18 protein-coding genes are annotated in these 21,670 nt (G+C 67.1%); 7 read left to right on the forward strand and 11 right to left on the reverse strand.

Features of this window, described 5'->3' with window-relative positions; genetic code table 11:
* Positions 1–57 precede the first annotated feature (57 nt).
* The 5 genes from F7R26_RS33745 to F7R26_RS33765 all read left to right on the forward strand — a co-directional run bounded on the left by F7R26_RS33745 (position 58) and on the right by F7R26_RS33765 (position 7,398).
* Complete coding sequence (locus tag F7R26_RS33745) at positions 58–1,629, forward strand: benzoate-CoA ligase family protein (protein WP_150987338.1); 1,572 nt, start codon at positions 58–60, stop codon at positions 1,627–1,629.
* Positions 1,630–2,151: 522 nt separating this feature from the next.
* On the forward strand, positions 2,152–3,084 hold the full coding sequence (locus tag F7R26_RS33750; protein WP_150987336.1) for a LysR family transcriptional regulator: 933 nt from the start codon (positions 2,152–2,154) through the stop codon (positions 3,082–3,084).
* A 326-nt stretch (positions 3,085–3,410) separates the two neighbouring features.
* The gene (locus F7R26_RS33755) at positions 3,411–4,556 is read left to right on the forward strand and encodes a porin (protein ID WP_150987334.1); all 1,146 of its coding nucleotides are present in this window, start codon (positions 3,411–3,413) and stop codon (positions 4,554–4,556) included.
* A gap of 18 nt (positions 4,557–4,574) precedes the next feature.
* Positions 4,575–5,912, forward strand: coding sequence for an MFS transporter (locus F7R26_RS33760; RefSeq protein WP_150987331.1), 1,338 nt, complete (start codon positions 4,575–4,577; stop codon positions 5,910–5,912).
* Positions 5,913–5,916: 4 nt separating this feature from the next.
* Positions 5,917–7,398, forward strand: a complete 1,482-nt coding sequence (locus F7R26_RS33765; RefSeq protein ID WP_150987329.1) for a carboxylesterase family protein — start codon at positions 5,917–5,919, stop codon at positions 7,396–7,398.
* A 239-nt stretch (positions 7,399–7,637) separates the two neighbouring features.
* On the opposite strand, the gene F7R26_RS33770 is transcribed toward F7R26_RS33765, so the two are convergent.
* Positions 7,638–8,885, reverse strand: a complete 1,248-nt coding sequence (locus F7R26_RS33770) for an MFS transporter (protein WP_150987327.1) — start codon at positions 8,883–8,885, stop codon at positions 7,638–7,640.
* A 125-nt stretch (positions 8,886–9,010) separates the two neighbouring features.
* Here F7R26_RS33770 and F7R26_RS33775 point away from each other — a divergent pair, with 125 nt between their 5' ends.
* A complete protein-coding gene (locus tag F7R26_RS33775; protein WP_416351354.1) occupies positions 9,011–9,982 on the forward strand; it encodes a LysR family transcriptional regulator in 972 nt (323 codons plus the stop codon).
* A gap of 128 nt (positions 9,983–10,110) precedes the next feature.
* Here the strand turns inward: F7R26_RS33775 and F7R26_RS33780 are convergent, their stop codons facing one another.
* Positions 10,111–12,183, reverse strand: a complete 2,073-nt coding sequence (locus tag F7R26_RS33780; RefSeq protein WP_150987325.1) for an NAD(+) synthase — start codon at positions 12,181–12,183, stop codon at positions 10,111–10,113.
* 441 nt (positions 12,184–12,624) lie between these two features.
* On the opposite strand from F7R26_RS33780, the gene F7R26_RS33785 reads away from it, so the two are divergent.
* Entirely contained in the window at positions 12,625–13,629 is a 1,005-nt protein-coding gene (locus tag F7R26_RS33785; RefSeq protein WP_150987323.1) for a tripartite tricarboxylate transporter substrate binding protein, read from the forward strand.
* A 28-nt stretch (positions 13,630–13,657) separates the two neighbouring features.
* Here the strand turns inward: F7R26_RS33785 and F7R26_RS33790 are convergent, their stop codons facing one another.
* The 9 genes from F7R26_RS33790 to F7R26_RS33830 form a co-directional block, all read right to left on the reverse strand.
* Positions 13,658–14,506, reverse strand: coding sequence for a transcriptional regulator (locus F7R26_RS33790; RefSeq protein ID WP_241754635.1), 849 nt, complete (start codon positions 14,504–14,506; stop codon positions 13,658–13,660).
* Positions 14,507–14,691: 185 nt separating this feature from the next.
* The gene (locus tag F7R26_RS33795; RefSeq protein ID WP_150987321.1) at positions 14,692–15,006 is read right to left on the reverse strand and encodes a hypothetical protein; all 315 of its coding nucleotides are present in this window, start codon (positions 15,004–15,006) and stop codon (positions 14,692–14,694) included.
* 123 nt (positions 15,007–15,129) lie between these two features.
* Positions 15,130–16,206 carry a LacI family DNA-binding transcriptional regulator gene (locus tag F7R26_RS33800; RefSeq protein ID WP_150987319.1) on the reverse strand — a complete coding sequence of 359 codons (1,077 nt, stop codon included), beginning with the start codon at positions 16,204–16,206 and terminating at the stop codon, positions 15,130–15,132.
* 10 nt (positions 16,207–16,216) lie between these two features.
* On the reverse strand, positions 16,217–16,447 hold the full coding sequence (locus F7R26_RS33805; protein WP_206702543.1) for a TRAP transporter large permease subunit: 231 nt from the start codon (positions 16,445–16,447) through the stop codon (positions 16,217–16,219).
* Between the two features lie 395 nt (positions 16,448–16,842).
* A complete protein-coding gene (gene dkgB, locus F7R26_RS33810) occupies positions 16,843–17,646 on the reverse strand; it encodes a 2,5-didehydrogluconate reductase DkgB (protein WP_150987317.1) in 804 nt (267 codons plus the stop codon).
* Positions 17,647–17,730: 84 nt separating this feature from the next.
* Positions 17,731–18,591, reverse strand: a complete 861-nt coding sequence (locus F7R26_RS33815) for an NAD-dependent epimerase/dehydratase family protein (RefSeq protein ID WP_150987315.1) — start codon at positions 18,589–18,591, stop codon at positions 17,731–17,733.
* Positions 18,592–18,801: 210 nt separating this feature from the next.
* Positions 18,802–19,473, reverse strand: a complete 672-nt coding sequence (locus F7R26_RS33820) for a DUF3299 domain-containing protein (protein WP_150987313.1) — start codon at positions 19,471–19,473, stop codon at positions 18,802–18,804.
* The gene (locus F7R26_RS33825) at positions 19,470–20,774 is read right to left on the reverse strand and encodes an ABC transporter permease (protein WP_150987311.1); all 1,305 of its coding nucleotides are present in this window, start codon (positions 20,772–20,774) and stop codon (positions 19,470–19,472) included. Before F7R26_RS33825 ends, F7R26_RS33820 begins: the two co-directional genes overlap by 4 nt.
* Entirely contained in the window at positions 20,771–21,541 is a 771-nt protein-coding gene (locus F7R26_RS33830) for an ATP-binding cassette domain-containing protein (protein ID WP_150987309.1), read from the reverse strand. Before F7R26_RS33830 ends, F7R26_RS33825 begins: the two co-directional genes overlap by 4 nt.
* Between the last annotated feature and the right edge of the window lie 129 nt (positions 21,542–21,670).

The raw sequence follows: 21,670 nt of genomic DNA on the forward strand, positions 1-21,670 counted from the left end.
CACGGCAGACCCACCAAGAACATCGATCCATCGATCCGTCGATAGGGGGAGACAAGCATGACAGCCGAACCACAAGTCCAGCCACCCGGCACGCCGTTCAACTTCGCCCAGCACCTGATCGCGTGCAACGCGCAGCGCCCCGGCAAGACCGCCTACATCGACGACCACGGCACGATGCGCTACGGCGAACTGGCCGAGCGCATCCGCCGTGTTGCCGGCGCGCTGCAGGCCAGCGGCATCCACCGCGAAGAACGCGTGCTGCTGCTGATGCACGATGGCAACGACTGGCCGGTGTGCTTCCTGGGCGCGATGTATGCCGGCATCGTGCCGGTGGCGGTCAACACGCTGCTCACCGCCGACGACTACGCCTATATGCTGCAGCACAGCCGCGCGCAGGCCGTGCTGGTATCGGGCGCGCTGCTGCCCGTGCTGCGGCAGGCCATGGCCCAGGGCGGCCATGAAGCCGCCACGGTAATCGTCTCGCGGCCCGCCGGTCCGCTGCCCGATGGCATGATCGCCCTCGAAGCGTGGATCGAGCGCAACGCGCCGCTAGCCGCGCCGGCCAGCACCGGCCCCGACGATCCCGGCTTCTGGCTCTATTCATCAGGCTCCACCGGGCGCCCCAAGGGCGTGCTGCACAGCCAGGGCAACCCGTACTGGACCGCGGAGCTCTATGCCAAGCCCGTGCTGTCACTGGGCGAGGCCGACATCTGCTTCTCGGCCGCCAAGCTCTACTTTGCCTATGGGCTCGGCAATGCCCTGACCTTCCCGCTGAGCGTGGGCGCCACCGTGGTGCTGATGGCCGAGCGGCCAACCCCCGAGGCCACGTTCAGGCGCTGGCTGGACTATCAGCCGACCGTGTTCTTCGGTGCGCCGACCGGCTACGCGGGCATGCTCGCCGCGCCCGGGCTGCCCACGCGCGAGCAGGTCTCGCTGCGCCTGTGCTCCTCCGCCGGCGAGGCCTTGCCCGCCGACCTGGGCGAACGATTCACCGCGCATTTCGGCTGCGAGATCATCGACGGCATCGGCTCGACCGAGATGCTGCATATCTTCCTGTCCAACCGCCCCGGGCAGGTTCGCTACGGCACCACGGGCTGGCCGGTGCCGGGCTATGCGGTGGAACTGCGCGACGAAGACGGCCACGCCGTGCCCGACGGCGATGTGGGCGACCTCTATATCCAGGGCCCGAGCGCAGCGCTGATGTACTGGGGCAACCGCGAAAAATCGCGCGAGACCTTTCGCGGCGGCTGGACCAAGAGCGGCGACAAATACGTGCGCAACGCCGACGGCAGCTACAGCTACGCCGGGCGCAGCGACGACATGCTCAAGGTCAGCGGCATCTATGTCTCCCCGTTCGAGGTGGAAGCCACACTGGCCCAGCACCCCGCGATACTCGAGGCCGCCGTGATCGGCGTGCCCGACCAGGCTGGCCTCACCAAGACCAAGGCCTTCGTGGTGCTCAAACCCGGCGCGCAGGTCAGCGAGACAGAGCTGAAAGCCTTCGTCAAGGAACGGCTGGCGCCATACAAATACCCGCGCATCATCGAATTCATGGACGCGCTGCCGAAGACGGCCACGGGGAAAATCCAGCGCTTCAGGCTGCGGGAGATGGAAGGCGCGCCGGCATGACAAGCAAAGCAGGAGCACGCCAGCGCCCAACGGCATAACAAGCGCCCGCCCTCTCCCCCGGCCCCTCCCACAAGTGGGAGAGGGGAGCCAACCAGCGGCAAGATCAACCAACTGGTGTAGCCGTGATTCCCGCCCGAAGGGCGGGAATCACTCCAACGCGATGCGAAGCGAGCCGTGAAGGTGTGCCAAGGCCGTATGGCGCGCCTTCTTTGCCTACTTTCTTGGCAAGACAAGAAAGTAGGTCGCCACCCCGCAGGGGTGGTGAAACCGCCTTTGACTTTAAGCCTTTGACTTTGACGTTTAGCAACCCCACCAAACAAAAACAAAACCCAAAAGGAGCCCCCCCACGCCCTTCCTGCTCAAATCGAACCAGATCGACGCGCTGGCGGGGTCACACACAGCATCGTAAGGGGGCGTGCGGCGCGGGCGCCGCCACGCATGCACTTGCGGGTAAGATCGCGGTTAGCTCCGACCTGCCCGCTCGACGGGCGCATCCCGAACGTTCATTCAAATCCACAAACGATGACCCCATTTCGCGGAAAGCTTCGGACGCGCCATCTGGAGATCATTCTCTCCGTCGCGGAACTTGGGAACCTGTCCAAGGCCGCCGAGCAATTGCACATGACGCAGTCCGGGCTCTCGCGGGCGGTTGCCGAGGTCGAGGAGATCGTTGCCGGGAAGCTGTTCGAGCGATCCGCGAAGGGCATGGTGGCCACCGCGCTCGGGGCCGCCATGTGCCGCCATGCGGCCTTGCTCCTGAGCGACTTCCACAAGGCCGAGGCGGATCTGGGTGCCATCGCCAGGGGCGATCTCGGCAACATGATCCTGGGCTGCTTCTCGATGTTCAGCCGGTGGCCGCTGGCGGAGGCCATTCTCCTGTTCCGCCAGGCGAATCCGCGCGTGGAGATCACGGTGGAAGTCGGATCGCACGAGGCCTTGATCGAGAAACTGGATGCGGGCGCGATCGACCTGCTCATCAGCCGCGCCCCGAGAAGCCAAAGCGCGGAAACCTACCGGACCGCCGCGCTGGTGCATGACAGCATCGTGCTTGCGTGCGCACCGGATCATCCGCTGGCCAGGCAGGATGTCGATATCGCGACGTGCGTCCAGTACCCCTGGATCTCCGCGCCACCGGGAAGCATCCTGCGGGAAATGCTGGTGCATGAAATCCGGGAAACCGGTCTCCCGGCGCCGGAAATCGTGGGCGCGCTCTCGCTGGAACTAGGGCGCGAACTGATGTCGCACGGCCACTTTCTGTGGCAGCTCCCCGAAAGCGTTGCGCGCTTCATGGCCGCGCGCGGCGAGGTTTGCATCCTTCCGCTGTCGTTCAACCTTAGTCTTGGTCCGCTATCGGCCATCTGGCGGCGCGAGCGGACCAGCACGCGGCAGACGCGCAGCTTTATCCTCAGCCTGCGGCGCGTCGTCGAATCCTCCTGGGACGCAGGCAGCCACTGAGCCTGCGGCTTGCCCCATTCGCGGGCAATCAAACACCCCTTCAAAGCCGTCCGCACCGCGCTTGCGCCACTGCGTTTTCCCGTGGCGTGGCCCGCGTCCGCCATGCTTTCTCACCTGCCTCGAAGCACCGGCACAGGCCATGCGACCTACGCATGGCGCTTCTCAAATTCGTCATGCCTTGCCGCGCCACCTTCGCTCTACCATCGGTATCGGTCACAGGCTAGAGACATCGCCCACGCGGCAAGTCTTCGCCGGATATCAGAGAGATCGCCACCTTGTACTGCTGAACGTGAGCGCTCCAACCGAAACCAAAAAAGGAGGAAACAATGAGGAAGAAAGGCTGCAGGTCTGCCATCACGGGAAGTGCATTTCCACGAATTCATCTGCGCCGGCTTTGCCTGGCGAGCCTGGCGACAACCGCGCTGGGCATGGCGGCCAATGCATCGGCGGCGCAGCCCGACGGCGTCTCACTCAGCGGCCTGGTAACGGCAGGCCCCACGGTGACGTCGAATGTCGGAGGGGCTTCCCGCTATGGCGTCGACTCCGGCCCGTACCGGCCCAACTACATCGCCATGAACGGTTCCGAGACGCTCTCGCCGGACATGGCGGCGTACTTCAGGCTGGCCGGCCGGTTCTTTGCGGATAACGGCCAGACCGTCGGGCAGCTCTTCAACACCAACGCGATCGTTGGCCTGCGCGGTTCGCTGGGCGACCTCGCCCTGGGATACACGCGGGACTTCATGTTCGATTTCCTGACGATCCCGGGCTTCAGCGGCTCGTGGTTCGGCGGCATCTGGGGCAGCCCGCAGGGGCCGTTCCTGAATTTTGGCGGCGTCTATAGCCCGGCTCGCGTGGGTTCGTTCGACGCCGACCGGACCAACGGCGAAGCGCTGGCCAACGCGGCCAAGTACACCAAGCAGTTCGGGCCGCTCAAGCTCGGCGCGATGTACGCCCTTGGCGAGCGCACCACCTCGATCAACGACGGAAGCACCTATAGCCTCGGCGCACTCTACGAAACCCCGCGCTATGGCGCCGCCGTCGCCTATACGGATTTCAGGGATAGCAGCACGCCGACCAGCCGTGGGCACTTTCAGACGATGGGCCTGGGGGCGAAGTGGAACATTGGAGAATCGACGATTGCCGGGTCCTACACCCGCGTGAGAAACGCGCTCACCAATGGCGCGATCGACACGTTCGGCACTGGTGCGACAGTGCCTGTGGGCGAGAGCTACACGATCAACCTCCACTACCAGTACATGAAGGGCAACGCGGCGCTGCAGGATCGCTACGCGCATCAGGTCCTGCTGAAACTGGACAAGGCACTGTCGCTGAGAACCCATGTCTACCTGCAAGCCGCGTTCCAGAAGGCGGGGGGCACCGCGGATGCGAAGGCCTTTATCAACGGCGCTGCCGGCCCGTCGGACAGCAACAAGCAAGTACTGTCCGGGCTCTTTGTCGAGCACGCATTCTGATCGGAACGAGCGCCTACCATGAAGAATCCCCCATTGCGTGCCGATCCCCTGGACATCTCCGAGGTGATCGACAACATCCCGCCCAATCGACAACGCCGCCGCATCATCGCCATCTGCTTTGCCGTGGTTGCGCTCGAGGGCTTCGATGCGGCCATCATCGGATTCATTGCGCCGCAGGTCGCCACGCACTTCGGCGCGAAGCCTGCCGAGATCTCCGCTGCCATCGCAGCGGGCATGTTCGGGCTGCTGCTCGGCTACATCACTGCGGGAAGCGTGGCCGATACGCGGGGACGAAAGCCTGTGCTTGTGGCCGGCACGCTCGCGTTTGCGCTAGCCACCCTCGCCTCTGCGTTCAGCGCGTCGCTATTCCAGCTGGTGGCATGGCGATGCCTGACCGGTGTGGGCGTCGGCGTGGCGATGCCCGCCGTTGCCGCGCTGCTGGCGGAACTGCTGCCCGCCCGCCGGCGCGCCTCCGCGCTCTCCGGCGTGTTCTGCGGATTCCTGTTCGGTTCTGCCGCGGCGGGCTTCCTGACGGGGCACCTGATCGATGGCATCGGCTGGCAGGGGCTGCTTCTCCTCGGCGGCATCGGGCCGCTGCTGCTCGTTCCCGCCATCCTTGCGCTCTTGCCCGAGTCGCCAGCCTTCCTGGTGCAAACCGGGGCCGGTTCGGGCCGGGTATGCGCCGCGCTGGCCAAGCTAGGCGCGCCCCAGCCTGGCGCAGCGGTGTTCAAGGCCCCCGCGCAGGCGGCCGAGATCACCAAGGGCAGCGTGGCGCAGCTCTTCAGCACGCAGTACCGCTCAACCACGGTGCTGCTCTGGCTGCTGATGTTCCTGATACTGGGCAGCTTCTATGTCATCGCGAGCTGGCTCCCGACCTTGATCAAGAGTACCGGGGAAAGCGTTGCCATGGCCTCCAGGACAGCCTCCCTGTTCCAGTTTGGCGGCCTGGCCGGCGCAGTGGTCGGCGCCTTCGCCATCCGGCGCGTCGCGCCGTTGCGTTTCGTCGGGATCGCCTTGCTGATCGGTGCCGCCAGCCCGCTTCTGATCGCCGCGCCCGATGCCACGGCAGGGTACGCCGCCGCCGTGTTCTGCTCGGGCTTCCTGATCAGCGGGCCCATCGTCGTGCTCAACGCCGTCGCGGTTGCGGCCTACCCCACGCAGATACGTTCCGTGGGCGCGGGCTGGGCCAGCGCGCTCGGCCGCGTGGGATCGTTGGCGGGCGCAGGCTGCGTCGGGCTGTTGATCAAGTCCGGCGTGGGCCTGCCCGAGATCATCGCCGCTGTCAGCGCCACGGTGCTGGTGTGCGCCGTGATCGTACCGTTCCTAATCCGCAAATTACGTGAACCTGGAGTCTGATCCAATGCCTGTCAAAGAGAAATCCGTTGTGGTGTCCTTGTCCATCGGCGCCCTCCGTGGCGAGGCGACCGATGGCGTCTTTGCATTTCGCGGGGTGCCTTATGGCGAGCGAGCCCATGCTGGGAGCCGGCTATCCGAAGTGATGCCGCCGTCCGCATGGACTGGCGAACGCGATGCCACCGCGCTCGGCGCGGTCTTTCCGCAAGCCCCTTCGCGTCTGGCTACGGTCATGGGCAACGGCATCGACCGCAACCCGCAATCCGAAGACGCATTCCTCCTCAATGTGTGGGCGCCGCGGGACGCGGAGCGCCGGCCAGTGTTTTTTTTCATTCATGGCGGCGGCTTTCTCACCGGCGGTGGCACCGCTGCCTGGTATGACGGCGAGCGCATAGCCAGGGAAAGCGGGATGGTGGTGGTCACGGTCAACTACCGGCTTGGCGCGCTGGGCCATTTCACCGATGCCAGCGATGCGCGCGGCGCCAATCGCGCCGTTCGCGACCTGATTCGCGCCCTGGAGTGGGTGCAGGAGCATATCGGCCGGTTTGGCGGCGATCCGGCGTGCGTCACGGTGGGCGGCCAGTCGGCCGGGGCCTACTACGCCTGGTTGCTTGGCGTCAGCCCCGCGTCGAAGGGGCTGCTCCATCGCAACGCCATGTTCAGCCTGCCGGCCCTGCCGCCACTGTCGCCGGACGACGCGTATCGCACGAGCCTCGCATTGCTCGACGCCGCAGGCGCGCAAGACATCGGCGCGTTGTCGGTCAATGACATCCTTGCCGCGCAGGGCCAGTTGATGCGCTCGCGCGCCAGTTTCGGTGCAGTCTCGGTCGGCTTGCGGCCGGTGGCAGAAGAAGGCCTTGTCCCCGACTGGCTCTTCGACCTGCCGCGTGCGGCCAGGCAAGCGCACGTGTCAGCGTCCCTGCTCGGCTTTACGGCTGACGAGAGTAGCGCCTTCATGGCGGCGGCGCCCGAGGTGGTGCAAGCCACCGAGCCCCGGGTCAAAGCCTGGTTCGAAGCCGAATTCGGGACGGATGCGATGAAGTACTATGCCGCCTTTGCCGCCGCGCGCCCTGCTCACACGCCGTACACCCAGATCGTCGATGCGAGCGGGTACAAGCTGTTCGGCGCGGCGGCACGCGAGATCGCCAGCGCTCTCGCCAGCGCGGCCAAGCCTGTCTATCCATACCGGTTCAGCGTACAGAGCCGCGTGCCAAACCTCATGAGCCCGCATTGCCTGGAACTGCCCTTCCTGTTCGGCAACCGCGGCAACTGGCTTGATGCGCCCATGATTGCAGATATCCCTGAAGAGACATTCGAGAACGTGGGCGCCGCCTTCCGCCTGGCCATATCCAGCTTTGTCGCGACGGGCAAGCCAGCCACGCTGTCCGGTGCTGCCTGGCGGCCCTTTGATGTCGCCGAGCCGGGCATCGCGGACATCGCGGATGCCGGCATCTCCTGGCAGCCGTGGCATCCCTTGCTTGCCACGTAGTGCCAGCCATGAGCCGGCTCGGGCATTGCGAGGACCTGAACCTTGGGGCATTCGTCTCGGGCCGACAACACTCCCCCCGCTCTGTGTGGCGGCAGACATTCGCAGCCATCTCCTGGTCCCAGACTCATCCCTGTACGTGACTGGCCCCTGGCACCGTACCTTCGCCCCGCCATGCCCTTTCCCTGGCTGGCGGGGCTCCTTTCATCTCCGGCAGGAAAGCCGTCAAGCCACCGATGCCATCACCGGGCCAGCCGTGCCCCCGGCCACATCCGCACCACCAGGGCCCCGACGGCCGTCGCGGTCGACAACAGTGTCACCGCCATCCAGCCCCAGCGCGCCAGCAGCACGCTGCCCAGCGCGGCGCCGGCCGCCATGCCCACGAACATGCCGACAAACAGCACCGCATTGAGGCGGCTGCGGGCGCCAGGCTCGATGCCATAGACGATGGTCTGGTGCGCGACCAGCGTCACTTGCACACCAAGGTCGAAGCCCAGCGCGCTGGCGCCAATCAGCCACAGCCGTGCGTGCGGTGCGAGCAGCGGCGAGAGCAGCATGCCGGCGAACGAGATCGCGGTCAGCGCGATGCCCAGGCGGGTGACAAGCTCCGGGCCCTTGCGGTCTGCCAGCCGGCCGGCCAGCGGTGCGGCGAGCGCGCCGGCGGCACCGGCCAGGCCGAATGCGCCGGCAGCCGCGCTGCCCAGGTGGAACGGCGCGCCGTGGAGCATCACGGCCAGGGTCGACCAGAATGCGCTGAAGCCAACCGACAGCAGCCCCTGCGACAGCGTCGCCCGGCGCAGCGCGCCGTGCTTCTGCCACAGCTTGCCGAGCGAGCCCAGCAGCGCGCTGTACGCAAGATGGGTGGTGGGCTTGAAGCGCGGCAGGCCGCGCGCGGCCACCACGCCGATCAGCGCAATGCTGGCTGCTGCGATCACGAACATGATGCGCCAGCCGAAGTGCTCGGCCACAAACCCGCTGAGCACGCGCGAGAGCAGGATGCCGAGCAGCAGCCCCGTCATCACGGTGCCGACGACCTTGCCCCGGTGCGACTCGGGCGCCAGCGTGGCGGCGGCCGGCACGATGTCTTGCGCCATCGTCGCGGCCAGCCCGATCGCCAGGCTGGTGGCCAGCAGCAGCCCGATGCCGGAGGCGGCGCCGCTGGCCAGCAGCGCGACGCTGAGCACGGCAGCCTTGGCCAGGATGATGCGCCGGCGGTCGTAGCGGTCGCCTAGCGGCGCCAGCAGCAGGATGCCCAGCGCATAGCCGAGTTGCGTGAGCGTGGGCACCAGGCCGACCGCCGCATCGGACGCGCCGATGTCCGGGCCCAGCACGCCGAGCATCGGCTGGCTGTAGTACAGCGACGCCACGGCAAGGCCAGCGCCCGCGGCAAGCAGCAGGACCAGCCGTGCGGGCAGGCCGGTGGCGGGGGAGTCCGCCGTGTGCGCTGTGCGCGCGGCAGCGGTGGTATGTGTGGCTTGAATGGAAGACATTGCGTTAGCCCTCGGTTGGAAAACATGGCTGGAGTTTGCCGGTGGCCCACGGCACGTGGTAGTACTACACTTCGCACAATGGCTATACGCCAGACGCATGACCAACAGCCGCCATGCCGGAAACCATGAAAACCCTGCCCTCCGCACCAGTCGCACCAGTCGCCCCAGTCGCTCCGGCCACCTCCGCCACGCCTTCCGCCGACCGCGTCGAGCTGATGCAGACCTTCGTGCGGATCGTCGAGGCCGGCAGCCTGTCGGCGGCCGCCGCGCAGCTAGGCACCACCCAGCCCACCATCAGCCGCCGCCTGCAAAGCCTGGAGCGCTCGCTTGGCCTGCGCCTGCTGCAGCGCTCGACCCATGCAATGAAGCTCACCGAGGATGGCGAGCGCTGCTTTGGGCGCGCCAAGGAGCTGGTAGCGGGATGGGAGGCTTTCGAAGCGGACCTGCGCGGCGCCGGTGACGAGCCCGAGGGCACGCTGCGGGTCGTGGTGCCGCATGCCTTCGGGCAGCAGCAGCTGGTGGGGCCGCTGGCGGAGTTCCTGCGCCGTCACTCGCGGGTGACGGTGGAGTGGCTGTTGTATGACCGGACACCGGAGTTCATTGCCGACGGCATCGACTGCGCCATCCACGTGGGCGAGGTGAGCGACCCGTCGGTGGTGGCGATCCGGCTTGCCGAGGTGCCCCGCATCGTCGTTGCCGCGCCTGCCGTGCTGGAAGGCTTGGCGACGCCCTCGCACCCGAACGAGCTGGCCATGCTGCCCTGGCTTTCCCTGCGCACCTTCTATCGCAACGAGGTGACGCTGACCCATGCGGTGACAGGCGAGAGCCAGCGGCTGACGTTCCGCCCGCGCCTGGGCACCGACAGCCTGTATGCGCTGCGCAGCGCGGCGGCGCTGGGACTGGGCGTGGCCGTGGCGTCGGCCTGGCTGATGGCCGAGGATATTGCACAGGGCCGGCTGCTGCACCTGGTGCCCGAGTGGCAGGCATCCTCGCTGCCGATGTACCTGATCTATCCCTATGCGAGCTTTTATCCCGCCAAGCTGCGCCGCTTTGTGGAGACGATGCGGCAATGCGTGCCGGCGACCATGGCAGGCTGAATCCTGGCGCAGCGCAAGCTGCCGCCGGGCGGCAGGCTCAGTATCGAGGGGCTCGGCATCGACCTGCCGGGCCGCTTCGAGCGATAGCCAGAGCCCAGAGCCCAGAAACCAGAGCCACCCCGGCCCCATCAGATCTCGTCCGGCACCCGCTCCAGGTCTTTCATCCACACCACGGACTCCGAATCGCTCGGTGCCCGCCAGTCTCCGCGCGGCGACAGCGAGCCCCCCGACCCCACCTTGGGCCCGTTGGGCACGCACGAGCGCTTGAACTGGCTGGTCCGGAAAAAACGGTCGAGGAAGATGCGCAGATTGCGCTTGATGTCGGCCACCTTGTACACATTGCGCACCACGTCCAGCCCGTCAGGCCAGTTGCCCTTGTCGCGCTCGCCCCATGCGCTCAGGGCAAGGAAGGCGATCTTGGTCGGCGTGAAGCCGAAGCGCAGCGTGTAGTACAGGTTGAAATCCTGCAGCTCATACGGACCGATGAAGTGCTCGGTCTTTTGCTGGGGCGCGTCGGCTGAGTCGCCCGGCACCAGTTCCGGGCTGATCTCCGTGCCAAGCACGTCGAGCAGCACGTCCGAGCCGGCATTGCCGATCTGCCCGGTCTCCGCCACCCAGCGGACCAGGTGCGAGATCAGCGTCTTGGGCACGCTGGCGTTCACGTTGTAGTGCGACATGTGGTCGCCCACGCCATACGTGCACCAGCCCAGGGCCAGCTCGCTCAGGTCGCCGGTGCCGATCACGATGGCGTGGCTGTGATTGGCGAAGCGGAACAGATGGTTGGTGCGCTCGCCCGCCTGTACGTTCTCGAACGTGACGTCGTACACGGGCTTGCCGCACGCATAGGGGTGCTCGAGGTCCTTGAGCATCTCGACGCAGCTTGGCCGGATGTCGATCTCCTTGGCCACGCAGCCCACCACCTCCATCAGCTTGCGCGCCTGGAGCAGCGTGCGCTCGCTGGTGGCAAAGCCCGGCATGGTGATGCCGATGATGTTGGTGCGCGGCAGCTTCAGCCGATCCATGGCCTTGGCGCACACCAGCAGCGCGTGCGTGGAATCCAGCCCGCCGGAGACGCCGATCACCACCTTGGAGATGCCGCTGGACGACAGCCGCTGGACCAGCGCCTGCACCTGGATGTTGTAGACCTCGCTGCAGCGCTCGTCGCGCCGCCGCGCATCGGACGGCACGTAGGGGAAGCGCTCCACCGTCCTGCGCAGCGGCAATGGCTTGTCCAGCGCCGGGTTCATGGCGAAGGAGATCACCTTGAACTTCGCCACCTCCGCGCCATGGCGCCGCACCGAGTGGCCGAACGTGGTCTGGTGCATGCGCTCGCGCGACAGGCGCTCGAGGTCGACATCCGCAAAGGTCAGGTGCGAGCCGTCCGCAAAGCGCTCGGACTCCGCCAGCAGCTCGCCGTTCTCGTAGATCAGCGCCTGCCCGTCCCACGCCAGGTCGGTGGACGACTCGCCCTTGCCCGCCGAGCTGTACAGGTACGCCGCCAGGCAGCGCGCCGACTGCTGGCTGACCAGCTGATGCCGGTAGCCGGACTTGCCGACCACGATGTTGGAGGCCGACAGGTTCACCAGCACGGTCGCGCCCGCCAGCGCCGCGAACGACGACGGCGGGATCGGCACCCACACGTCCTCGCAGATCTCCACGTGGAAGCGCAAGAACGGCACGTCTTGCGCCTCGAACAGCAGGCCGGCGCCAAAGGGCACCTTGCTGCCGCAAAGCGCCACCTCGGTAGCTACCGCGCTATCGGCCGAACTGAACTGGCGCGCCTCGTAGAACTCCCAGTAGTTCGGCAGGTAAGTCTTGGGGACCACGCCAAGGATGCGCCCGCCGGCTACCACCGCCGCGCAGTTGAACAGTTGATGCTCGACCCGCAGCGGCAGCCCCACCACCAGCGTCGCGGCAATCGACCTGGACGCATCGACGATGGCGCCAAGGGCCGCCTCGCAGGCGTCAAGCAAGGCGCGCTGATGGAACAGGTCATCGCAGGTATAGGCGGACAAGCCCAGCTCCGGAAAGGCCACCAGCGCCGCGCCCTGGCTGGCGGCATCCCTGGCCAGCGCGATCGTTTCGGCAGCATTGAAGGCCGGATCGGCCACGCGGCACACCGGCACGCCCACGGCCACGCGGACAAAGCCATGGGCGTAGATATTGAGGAACGGGTTCTTCGTGTCAGTCGTGTCAGTCATGTCAATCATCCTTGCACTGCGCGGTGCAGCGCTTGCGGCGCAAGCCGGGCGGGAAAGTGGGTTGTGCGGTATATGGCGCAATTCTACGACGCGCGCGGGAGGACGTCCCGAAGCAACGAGGCGTTGGCGCGCCACAGTGGTGCGCGTAGTTGCTGGAGACCAGCCCGACGCAAACCCCAAGGACCGGCAAACTGCGCCTGGAAGGCATGATGTCCTTCATGCCTCGGCGCCTGCCGTGGCGCGCCAAGGCGTGGACACGAAATGCCGGACCCTGGGCGCGACGGCGTCACGCCATGTGATTGTGATGTGATTGTGGGATGCGCGCAGGCCAGGACGAAGGGAACCGAAGCCGCACGGCGCCGCACGGCTGCGGTAATAACCCTGCCGCCGTGTGTGCGCGCACGCTGCACTATCATGTCGGTCATCCGAAGATGGCTTCACATGAAACTCTCATCCGTCGTACGCTGCCTCGCGGCGATCTCGTTGCTTGGGGTGGCGCTGGCAGGCATGCCGGCCCGGGCCAACGCCAATACCGGCGCCGCCCCCGGCGGCGACTTCCCGCAGCGGCCAATCCGCCTGGTGGTGACCTTTCCGCCGGGCGGCGGCACCGATACCCTGGCGCGCGTGATCGGCACGGAACTTGGGCGCAGCCTCGGCCAGGCCGTGGTGGTGGACAACCGGCCCGGCGCCAGCGGCAATATCGGCGCGGAGCTGGTGGCAAGGAGCCCGGCGGATGGCTATACCCTGCTGGTGGTCAACAGCAGCTTCGCCATCAATCCCGGCGTGTTCCGCAAGCTGCCCTTCGAGCCTGGCAAGGACTTCAGCGCGGTCATCGCATTTGCCTCGGTGCCGTCCGTGATCGCCGTGCCGGAACACTCCCCGATCCATGGTTTCAAGGACCTGATCGCTGCGGGCCGCTCGGGCAAGCCGCCCAGCTATGCGTCGTGCGGCAACGGCACGCCGCAGCACCTGGCAGGCGAGTTGCTGAAGATCTCGGCAAGGACCGATCTGCTGCACATTCCCTACAAGGGATGCGCTCCCGCCATGACCGACGTGCTGGGCGGCCAGGCGGACGTCAGCATCAACACGCTCACCAACACCCTGCCCTACCTCAAGACCGGCAAGCTGCGCGCGCTGGCGGTCACGTCCCGTGGCCGCTCGCCATTCCTGCCCGAGGTGCCGGCGGTCAGCGAGCTTGGCCTGCCGGGCTACGACGTCGACCAGTGGTTCGGCATCCTGGCGCCAGCGGGCACGTCGCCCGAGGTTGTGCAAAAGCTCAACCTGGAAATCGCCAGGGTCATTGCCAGGCCCGAGGTCAGGGCCAACCTGGCGAACCTGGGATTCGCCACCACCCACAGCACGCCAGCGCAATTCCAGCGGGTGGTGAACGCCGATATCGCGCGATGGACCAAGCTGGCCCTGCGGATCGGCCTCAAGGCTGACTGATGCAAATCGATGCAAGCACAGGACAACGTCAGCACAAGGGCTCGGCCTGCGGGTAAGCCGGGGCCTGCGGCCATGGCCTGAAGCCCACGGCCTTGCGGCCTGCCTGCACAGCGCCGAAGTCGCTCGCGTCCAGGCTGGCGGCAAGCAGCTTGCCGAAGGCGTTCAGCAAGACATCGGAGGTCAGCCCGGAGGGGCCGGCCAGCGCCGGGCAGATGATCCAGGTGGTGTCGTCGCGCGTAAACACCCGCAGTGATTTCACCAGGTCAGCGGGCTGCAGCTTCTCGTCCCGCACCGCCGCGTAGTCCAGCGCGAACGCGTTGACGAAATCTTCCGTATGCCTGTGGCCCAGGCACACCACCACCTTGGGCCGCCAATGCGCGCACATCTCCGCCAGGAAGCGGAAGCGTCCGCCGTGCCGGCACAGATCCAGGTAGCGCTCCTTGGGCACCAGCGCCGGCTGGCCGCGGAACACAGTGGACCAGGGGGTCTGGCCATCGAGCTGCATGGGCAGGGGAAACAGATTGAGCTTGAACTCGGCCCCGCAGGCGGCATACAGGTGGTGCTCGTAGTACGGCTTCCAGTCGGCATCGGTATCGCTCAAGTCCAGCACCTCGGCGCGGGCGGCGGCCATGATGCGGGCAATGCGCTGGTGGCTAAGCCATTTGCCCATGCTGGCGCGGTGCGCGGCGCGAAACGCTGCGTCCCAGGCCAGCGGCGCCAGGCGCGGCTTGAGTGGCGCGCGCAGGTGCTCGGACCAGGGGTGCGGGCTCCTGTCGCAAAACCAGACCGAGGCCCGCGGATTGCCCCCCTCCATCCCCACATATGAAGCAAAGTAAGTGTCCAGTTCCTCTCGTGTGAACACCGTGGTGTTTTCCATGCTGCCCCCCTGATTGCCTGGTGGGTCCCCTCTTCAGCTCTTGCCGCAGCGTGCCGCCGCCCGTGGGGGCCGCGCGTGCCGTTGCGATCGTTCGCCGGATATCCCGCGCCGGCCAGGGCTGGCGCTGAATCGTTCCGGGCATTGGTGGTGCGCCGTGCGTGGTGCGTGCTGGCTGGCCTTGGCTATCAGCTTGCCTGCTGGTCAGCCTTTCCGGCCTTGAGCATCTCGGCAATCTCGATCGCGGAGGCCGGTGCGAATTGCGCTACGCAGGAACGCGTCAGCGCCAGCGTGTACGAGAACGCCATGGCGCGGTCCTCGAACGTGCGGTTGAGCATGAAGTGCGCGGCAGGCACCTGGCCGTCGGCCAGCTTTGACAGGCGGACCAGCGCTCCCCAGCTGCCATCCTCCACCCGCAGGATATCCACCTCGATGGCATATCCGGCCTCGATATACGTCCTGGCCGGGCCTGCCAGCCGGCGTTCCGGTTTGTCGAGCACCATCTCGTTCCTCCACGATTCAGGTCGATTTGAGACAACCACGGCCACGCACGGCGTGCGTGGCCCCATCGGCCCATGGCAGCGGGCTCCCCCCGCGGCCATGGGCATGCAACGCGTGCGTCAGCGTCAGCCGCGCCTTGGCGCGAGCGCGCCCGCCAGCCGGTTGGCGGCTGGCGGTTTCGCGGTGGAATGGCGCACCACCAGCCCGCTGGGAAAGCACAGGCGGACCGGCGCTTCTTCCGGTTGCGCCAGCCTCAGCATGACCCGCCGCACCATGGCTTGCGCCATCTCGCCAAAAGGCATGGCCACGGAGGTCAGCGCGGGATTGGTGTACGAGCACATGCTGATGTCGTCCATGCCGATCACCGAGACATCGGCCGGCACCGACAAGCCAGCCTGGTGCAGGCCGGACATCAGCCCGATCGCCATCATGTCGTTGACGGCGACCAGCCCGGTGGGGCGCGTGCTGACCTGCGCCAGCTGCCCCGCCAGGACCTGGCCCAGTTCCGCCAGTTCGGCATCGCCGTAATGCGCGGCGGGCGGGCACTCTATCACCACCGCGTCGCCCAGCCCGGCCTCTTTCACCGCCGCCTGGAAACCGGCGATCTTGCTCGCGCGGCTTACCGTGCGCCCGGCGGGCATGACAAAGGCGATGCGCCGGTGGCCCAGCTCGAGCAGGTGCGACGCGGCCAGGTGGCCCGCCTGGAAGTTGTCGGGCGCCACATGATCGATGCACGCCGGCATGTTCGGGTCGACGCCACCGTCGTAGCTGACCATGGCCAGCCCCTGCCGGGTCGCCACCTCGAAATGCCGCTCGCCGGTGAGTGACGACACGATGATCACGCCGTGCACGCCGAACGAGAGCAAGTCATCGAGCATGCGCGACTCCTGCTCCCGGTCCCGGTTGGTATTGCCCAGCAGCACGCGGTAGCCGGTCTGGCGCTGTGCCTCGGCCTCGATCTTCAGCGCGAGCTGGCCGTACATGGGGTTGGCGGTGGATGGCACCAGCAACCCCAGCATCGGCGTCTGGCCGGTCTTGAGCTGGCGCGCGACCTGGCTGGGCCGGAAGCCGAGCGTGCGGATGGCCTCCCGCACCCGCTCGAACGTGGCGGGATTGAGCCGTTCGGTGCGTCCGTTGAGCACGTTGGAAACGGAGCTCACGGATACGTTCGCCAGTCTGGCGACATCTTGTATGGTTGCCATTATCGGGATCTCATGCCAGCGTCATCAGGCGGGATAGCCATGGCGTCAGCGATGGCAACAGGATCGTCAACAGCAAGACCAGCAGCAGCAAGGCGAGGTATTTCAGCAACGGCCCCGCCACCTGCTCCGTGCGCGTGCCGGCCATCGCACAAGGGGCGACCGGCCCCAGGCCCAAGGGCGGCATGCACAGGCCAAAGCCCATGGCGATCACCATCACCGTGCCGAAGTGTAGCGGATGCACGCCGGCCTGCTGGCCAATGGAGATGAGCAGCCGGCACGAGCAGCAGGCCGAACAGGATCAGCGCCGGCGGCAAAGGCCAGGTATTAAGCGTTTCCGTAAAACGATTTACTAAATCGATTTACCCAGCATAGATGGTCGTGAGGCAAATGCAAGGGCGACGCCTTGCCGGATACCGCCGCCATCGCGGCGGTATCCGGCTGCGCATTCTGAAGGAAGTGATTCAGGCTTTGACCGCCTTGGCGCGGGCAACTTTCATGGCGCCAAGGGGACTGGGAAGATGCGCCCGGCGATGCCGGCCGCGCTCAGGCAAGTGATGCGCGCAATCTGCCATCTATCCGGGCGCGCGGATCTACGTGGGCAACTACAGCGACTACAGGAACGACAGCAACCCGCCCTCAATCCCAGGCAGGCGCCAACCCCTGCGGGCTGGTCAGGCGTGCGCCCCGGTCCAGTGCGCCGATGGCAGCCATGTCCTGCTCGGACAGCCGCACCGCAAGCGCACCCAGGTTGCTCTCCAGGTTCGCGCGCTTGGTAGAGGAAGGAATCACCGCATACCCAAGCTGCATGGCCCAAGCCAGCACCACCTGCGCGGGCGTAGCCCCGTTGCGCTGCGCAATCTCCTGAACCACCGGATCCCGCAACACCTTGCCGTAGCCCAGCGTCATATACGAAGTGATCGGAATCCCCTGGCTGCGGGCAAAGTCAGCCACCTTGCGATTCTGCAGGAACGGATGCAACTCGATCTGGTTGGTCGCGATGGCACCCGCCCCCACCACGTCGATCGCCTGCCGCATCAGCCCGATCGTGAAATTGGACACCCCGATCTGACGCGTCAGCCCCTGCTCGCGAGCATCGGCCAGCGCACCCATGAACTCGGCAACCGGCACCCCGTCACCTGGCGACGGCCAGTGGATCAGCGTCAGGTCGACATGGTCCGTACGCAGCTTGGCAAGGCTGTCCTTGAGGCTGGGCACCAGCTTGTCGCGCGACAGGTTCTCGGTCCAGATCTTGGTCGTCAGGAACAGCGCCGAGCGCGCCACGCCGCTCTCGGCGATGGCCTGGCCGACCTCGGCCTCGTTGCCGTAGATCTGCGCGGTATCGATGGCACGGTAGCCAACGTCAAGGCCGTTGCGCACGGAGTCGATGACGGTCTGGCCTTGCAGGCGGAAGGTACCGAGACCAATGGCGGGAATGGACATTGTGTTTTCCTATATCAGGTCATGCGTTGGCGGCCACGGCCGGCGGCGGCCATGGCCTGAATGAAGCCGCGCTTCAGGCGGGCGTCAGGCGAGCGGCATCTCGTTCTCGATCCACGCCGTCACCGACGCGTGCCGGGGCTGCCAGCCAAGTTCCGAGCGCGCGCGCCGGGCACGCACGCGGCTGTTGGAGCCGAAGGAATAGCGCGACTGGCCCTCGCCCCAGATGGGCGTGGCCTCTTCGACCGACCAGGACTGCACGGCCCCGAGGCCGAGCCGCCGGGCAATGGCGGCGCCGATCTCCGCGTACGAAGCCTCGCCGTTCTCGACGAAATAAAAGGCGCCCGCGGGCGCGCTGTCGAGCACGCGCGCATAGAGGTCCACCACATCGGCGATATGCACGTTGGACCAGCGGTTCACGCCTGCGCCGACGATGCGCACCACGCCGCTTTGCCTGGCCTGCGCCACCAGCGGCGGAATCTGCACGCTGTCGGCATGCAGCCCGGCGCCGACGCCGTAGATCATGCTGTTGCACAGCACGGCGCTACGCACGCCTTGCTCGGCGGCCGCCAGCACCATCTGGTCGATGGCGTGGCGCGCCTGCTTGCCCGGCTCCACCACGAACGGCGTCTGTTCGTCAAAGATGCGAGGCGACAAGGCATTGCCGCCGGCGTCATCGCCGATCACGCTGGAGCCGCTGGTATGCAGCAATGGCTTGCCCGAGCCGCGCAATCCGGCCAGCAGCGCCGCTACCGCGGCGCGGTGATCGCTGCTGGCAGCGTTGATCACGCCATCGGCCTGCGCGGCTTCGCGCGTCAGCAGGGCGGCGTCGTCAAGCGTGCCCTGCACGGGCACGACGCCGCGCACGGCCAGCTGCGCGGCGGCGATCAGGTGCGCCGCGACAGAGCCGCCGATAAAGCCGGCCGCGCCGGTGATGAAGATTTGCATGGGATGCTCCTGGAAGCGGGCTTGCGAGGCGAGCCGGATTGGGGCGGGGCCGTGAAACCGTTAGGCCGTGGCCTGGCCGGATGAACAGGACCCGAGTTCCGCGCTACCCATGCAGAGAAAAACCGTGCGGCGAGCAGAACATATTTGATTCCGGCGCAAGAATACGCAGCGCGAATGCAAAATGTGGTGCGCGCGGATCATCGCCACCGATCAACGGCGCGGCGATGCCAGATAAGGCTGCACGCTTGCCGCCGGCATGGCATAGCCGGCATAGCCCATCATGGTGTCCGCCCGCTCCACCCGCATCGCGCCGCTGATCCACACGGTGTCCATGCTGCGCAGCCCCGCCAGCGGCTTGTCCGTGCGCACATGGATGACCTGGTTGGCGAGCGGCGGCGGCACATGGATGCATGCGCCAAAGTACGGCACCAGCAGGAACTCGCGGATCGCCTCGCCCTCGCCATCGAGCGAGACGACAAAGCCGGCTATGCGCACCGCCGCGCCATCGAGCGAGGGCTCCACCGGTGCGTTCTTCCAGTACTGCCGGGCCTTGTACAGGGCGATCTGGGCGCGCGGGTCGGCGTCCTCCAGTTCATCGAGCCGCAGGCCCTTGAACGGCGCCAGCGGATCCCAGCCTTTGGGCAGCAGGGCCTGCCAGCCGATCTCGCGCAAGGCGGGGTCGGGTGCGGCGGGCGCGGGTTGCAGCGCCTCGCCTATCGCATAGCCGGGCGGCTTGGCAGTAGCTGCATCCGCCTGCGCTTGCGGGGATGGCCGGAAGAAATATGCGGCGCCCGCGATGGCCACTCCGATGCTGGCGAGCACAAACAAGGCACGGCGCACGCGTGAGGTCACGCCGGGCTTCTTCATCATCTTCATCATCATGTGGTCGGCATCAGCCCATCCGCCAGGCTCAGGCGGTAAGCGCGCCACCCGGGCAGCAGGCTCACGCAAAAGCCGGCGGCCACCGCGGCAACAAGCAGCGGCCACTCGCCCGGCGTGGGCCAGGCCGCTTGCAAGGCCACGCCGTACGTGGCTTCCAGATAGGGCCCAAGCCCCGCTGCCAGCGTGCTCAACAACAGGAGCCCGAGCAGGGCACCGGCGGCCATCACCACCAGCCCCTCCAGCGCCAGCATGGCCAGCAGGTCGCGCGGGCGGGCGCCGACGGCACGCAGGATGGCCAGCTCGCGCCGCCGCTCGCCCAGCGCGGCAAGGATGGAGGACGCCAGCCCCGCCAGCCCGACCACCACCACCAGCGCCGACACCAGCAGCATGGCGCGCTCGGCCACGCCAATGACGCGCCACAGGTCGTCCAGCGCCACGCCTGGCAACGCCGCCGTCAGCGGCTCGTGCGGGTCTTCGGCAATCTCGCGCTGCACGGCAAACACTTGCGAGCGCAGCTTCAGCCCGACCAGCACGCCCGTCACGCTATGGGGTGTCAGGTCGAACTTGCGCACCTGCTCCGGCAGGATCGCCAGGCCCGGCAGCGGCGCGCCGCCCTCCCAGCCCAGGTGGATGGCTTGCATGGCATCCAGGCCGATATGCACGGTGCGGTCCACCGGCGTGCCGGTGCGCGCCAGGATGCCGCTGACCACGAAGGGCTTGTCGGCATGGTCATGATCGCCGGCAGGATCGGCATGTGGCCCATCGTCACCGCTGTCACCGCTGTCACCGCTGTCGCCGTGGCTAAGCACGATGCGGTCGCCCACGCGGTAGCCCAGCCGGCTAGCCACCTCGGCGCCAAGCACCGCATCGAACAGCGACGGGAAGATCCTGCCCTGCGCCAGTTCCAGCGCACGGCGATCCCCGTAGCGGTAATGGGTGAAATAGCTGGCCGTGGTCGCCAGCACCGGGAAGCCGCGGTGCGAGTCGCCCAGCGAGAGTGGGATGGTCCACGCCACTGCCGGATGTCGCGCCAGCCGCTCTACGCTGTCCCAGCGCATATTGTTGGTGGCCCCGCCAAGGTGGAACACGGTGTAGAGCATCAGCTGGATCGGGCTGGTGCGCGCGCCGACCACCAGGTCGGTGCCGGACACCGACTGCGCAAAGCTCGCCCGCACCGCATGCCGGATACGCTCCACGCCCAGCAGCATGGCAACGGACATAGCAATCGCCAGCAGCATCAGCAGCAGGTTGAAGCGGCGGTTCCAGGCGCTGCGCGCCGCCATCGATAGCATCAGCATCATGCCGGCTCCAACGCGCGGATCACATCCATCGTATCGATCGCCGGCAACGACAACCTCTGCGCGAAGCCCGCCGACAAGCGCTCGTCATGGCTGACAAACACCAGGCTGGCGCCGGCGTTGCCGCATTCGCGCTGCAGCAACGCCATGAAGGCCTGCTGGCGCGGCGCGTCCAGCGCCGAGGTGGGTTCGTCGGCCAGCACCACCTGCGGGCAGCCGATCAGCGCGCGCGCTGCGGCCACGCGTTGCTGCTGGCCAACCGAGAGCTGGGTGACTGGGCGCCGCCACAGGGCCGGCGACAGGTCGAGCTGCCTGAGCAGTGCGTGCGCGGCGGCCTCCGGCGTCTCGCCCTGCGCTGCCGCCCGCTTGCGCCGGACGGGCGAGAAGCGGCAAGGCAGCAGCACGTTGTCCACGACCGACAGGTAGGGCAGCAGGTTGAACTGCTGGAAGACAAGGCCAACATGATCGGCGCGGAAGCTGTCGCGCTGCGAGGCCGACAACGCGCCAAGCATGGTGCCCAGCACGCGCACGGTGCCTTGCTGTGGCAGCAGCACGCCGGCCAGCAGCGACAGCAAGGTGCTCTTGCCGCTGCCGCTGGGGCCGCACACGAACACCTGCTCGCCCGCGCCCAGCCGAAGCCGGTCAAGCCGCAGGCCAGGCGCGGCCTGCGCGGGCCAGGTGAATGCGATGTCCCTCAGGTCGATGACGGCATCACCGCCCGCCTTGCCATGTTCGCCATGTTCGCTATGTTCGCCGTTACCAATCGCCATCCAGAACCTCGCCACGCATAATGCAACATTGTTGCATTATGCTGCGACCCGGCAATAGATGGCAAGCGGCCCCGGCGTCTACCTTGCGGGGCGCGTCGGCACGCGGCTCGCGGTGACGGTGACCTCGAC

The organism is Cupriavidus basilensis, from assembly GCF_008801925.2.
Taxonomy (GTDB): domain Bacteria; phylum Pseudomonadota; class Gammaproteobacteria; order Burkholderiales; family Burkholderiaceae; genus Cupriavidus; species Cupriavidus basilensis.

What these genes read in the sequence shown, in the direction of transcription:
- F7R26_RS33745 (WP_150987338.1), top strand. Translation starts at nt 58, where the DNA reads ATGACAGCCGAACCACAAGTCCAGCCACCCGGCACGCCGTTCAACTTC.
- F7R26_RS33830 (WP_150987309.1), bottom strand. Translation starts at nt 21,541, where the DNA reads ATGGCGATTGGTAACGGCGAACATAGCGAACATGGCGAACATGGCAAG.
- F7R26_RS33825 (WP_150987311.1), bottom strand. Translation starts at nt 20,774, where the DNA reads ATGATGCTGATGCTATCGATGGCGGCGCGCAGCGCCTGGAACCGCCGC.
- F7R26_RS33770 (WP_150987327.1), bottom strand. Translation starts at nt 8,885, where the DNA reads ATGTCTTCCATTCAAGCCACACATACCACCGCTGCCGCGCGCACAGCG.
- F7R26_RS33820 (WP_150987313.1), bottom strand. Translation starts at nt 19,473, where the DNA reads ATGATGATGAAGATGATGAAGAAGCCCGGCGTGACCTCACGCGTGCGC.
- F7R26_RS33755 (WP_150987334.1), top strand. Translation starts at nt 3,411, where the DNA reads ATGAGGAAGAAAGGCTGCAGGTCTGCCATCACGGGAAGTGCATTTCCA.
- F7R26_RS33800 (WP_150987319.1), bottom strand. Translation starts at nt 16,206, where the DNA reads ATGGCAACCATACAAGATGTCGCCAGACTGGCGAACGTATCCGTGAGC.
- F7R26_RS33775 (WP_416351354.1), top strand. Translation starts at nt 9,011, where the DNA reads ATGAAAACCCTGCCCTCCGCACCAGTCGCACCAGTCGCCCCAGTCGCT.
- F7R26_RS33795 (WP_150987321.1), bottom strand. Translation starts at nt 15,006, where the DNA reads ATGGTGCTCGACAAACCGGAACGCCGGCTGGCAGGCCCGGCCAGGACG.
- F7R26_RS33785 (WP_150987323.1), top strand. Translation starts at nt 12,625, where the DNA reads ATGAAACTCTCATCCGTCGTACGCTGCCTCGCGGCGATCTCGTTGCTT.
- F7R26_RS33780 (WP_150987325.1), bottom strand. Translation starts at nt 12,183, where the DNA reads ATGACTGACACGACTGACACGAAGAACCCGTTCCTCAATATCTACGCC.
- F7R26_RS33760 (WP_150987331.1), top strand. Translation starts at nt 4,575, where the DNA reads ATGAAGAATCCCCCATTGCGTGCCGATCCCCTGGACATCTCCGAGGTG.
- F7R26_RS33750 (WP_150987336.1), top strand. Translation starts at nt 2,152, where the DNA reads ATGACCCCATTTCGCGGAAAGCTTCGGACGCGCCATCTGGAGATCATT.
- F7R26_RS33790 (WP_241754635.1), bottom strand. Translation starts at nt 14,506, where the DNA reads ATGGAAAACACCACGGTGTTCACACGAGAGGAACTGGACACTTACTTT.
- F7R26_RS33765 (WP_150987329.1), top strand. Translation starts at nt 5,917, where the DNA reads ATGCCTGTCAAAGAGAAATCCGTTGTGGTGTCCTTGTCCATCGGCGCC.
- dkgB (WP_150987317.1), bottom strand. Translation starts at nt 17,646, where the DNA reads ATGTCCATTCCCGCCATTGGTCTCGGTACCTTCCGCCTGCAAGGCCAG.
- F7R26_RS33815 (WP_150987315.1), bottom strand. Translation starts at nt 18,591, where the DNA reads ATGCAAATCTTCATCACCGGCGCGGCCGGCTTTATCGGCGGCTCTGTC.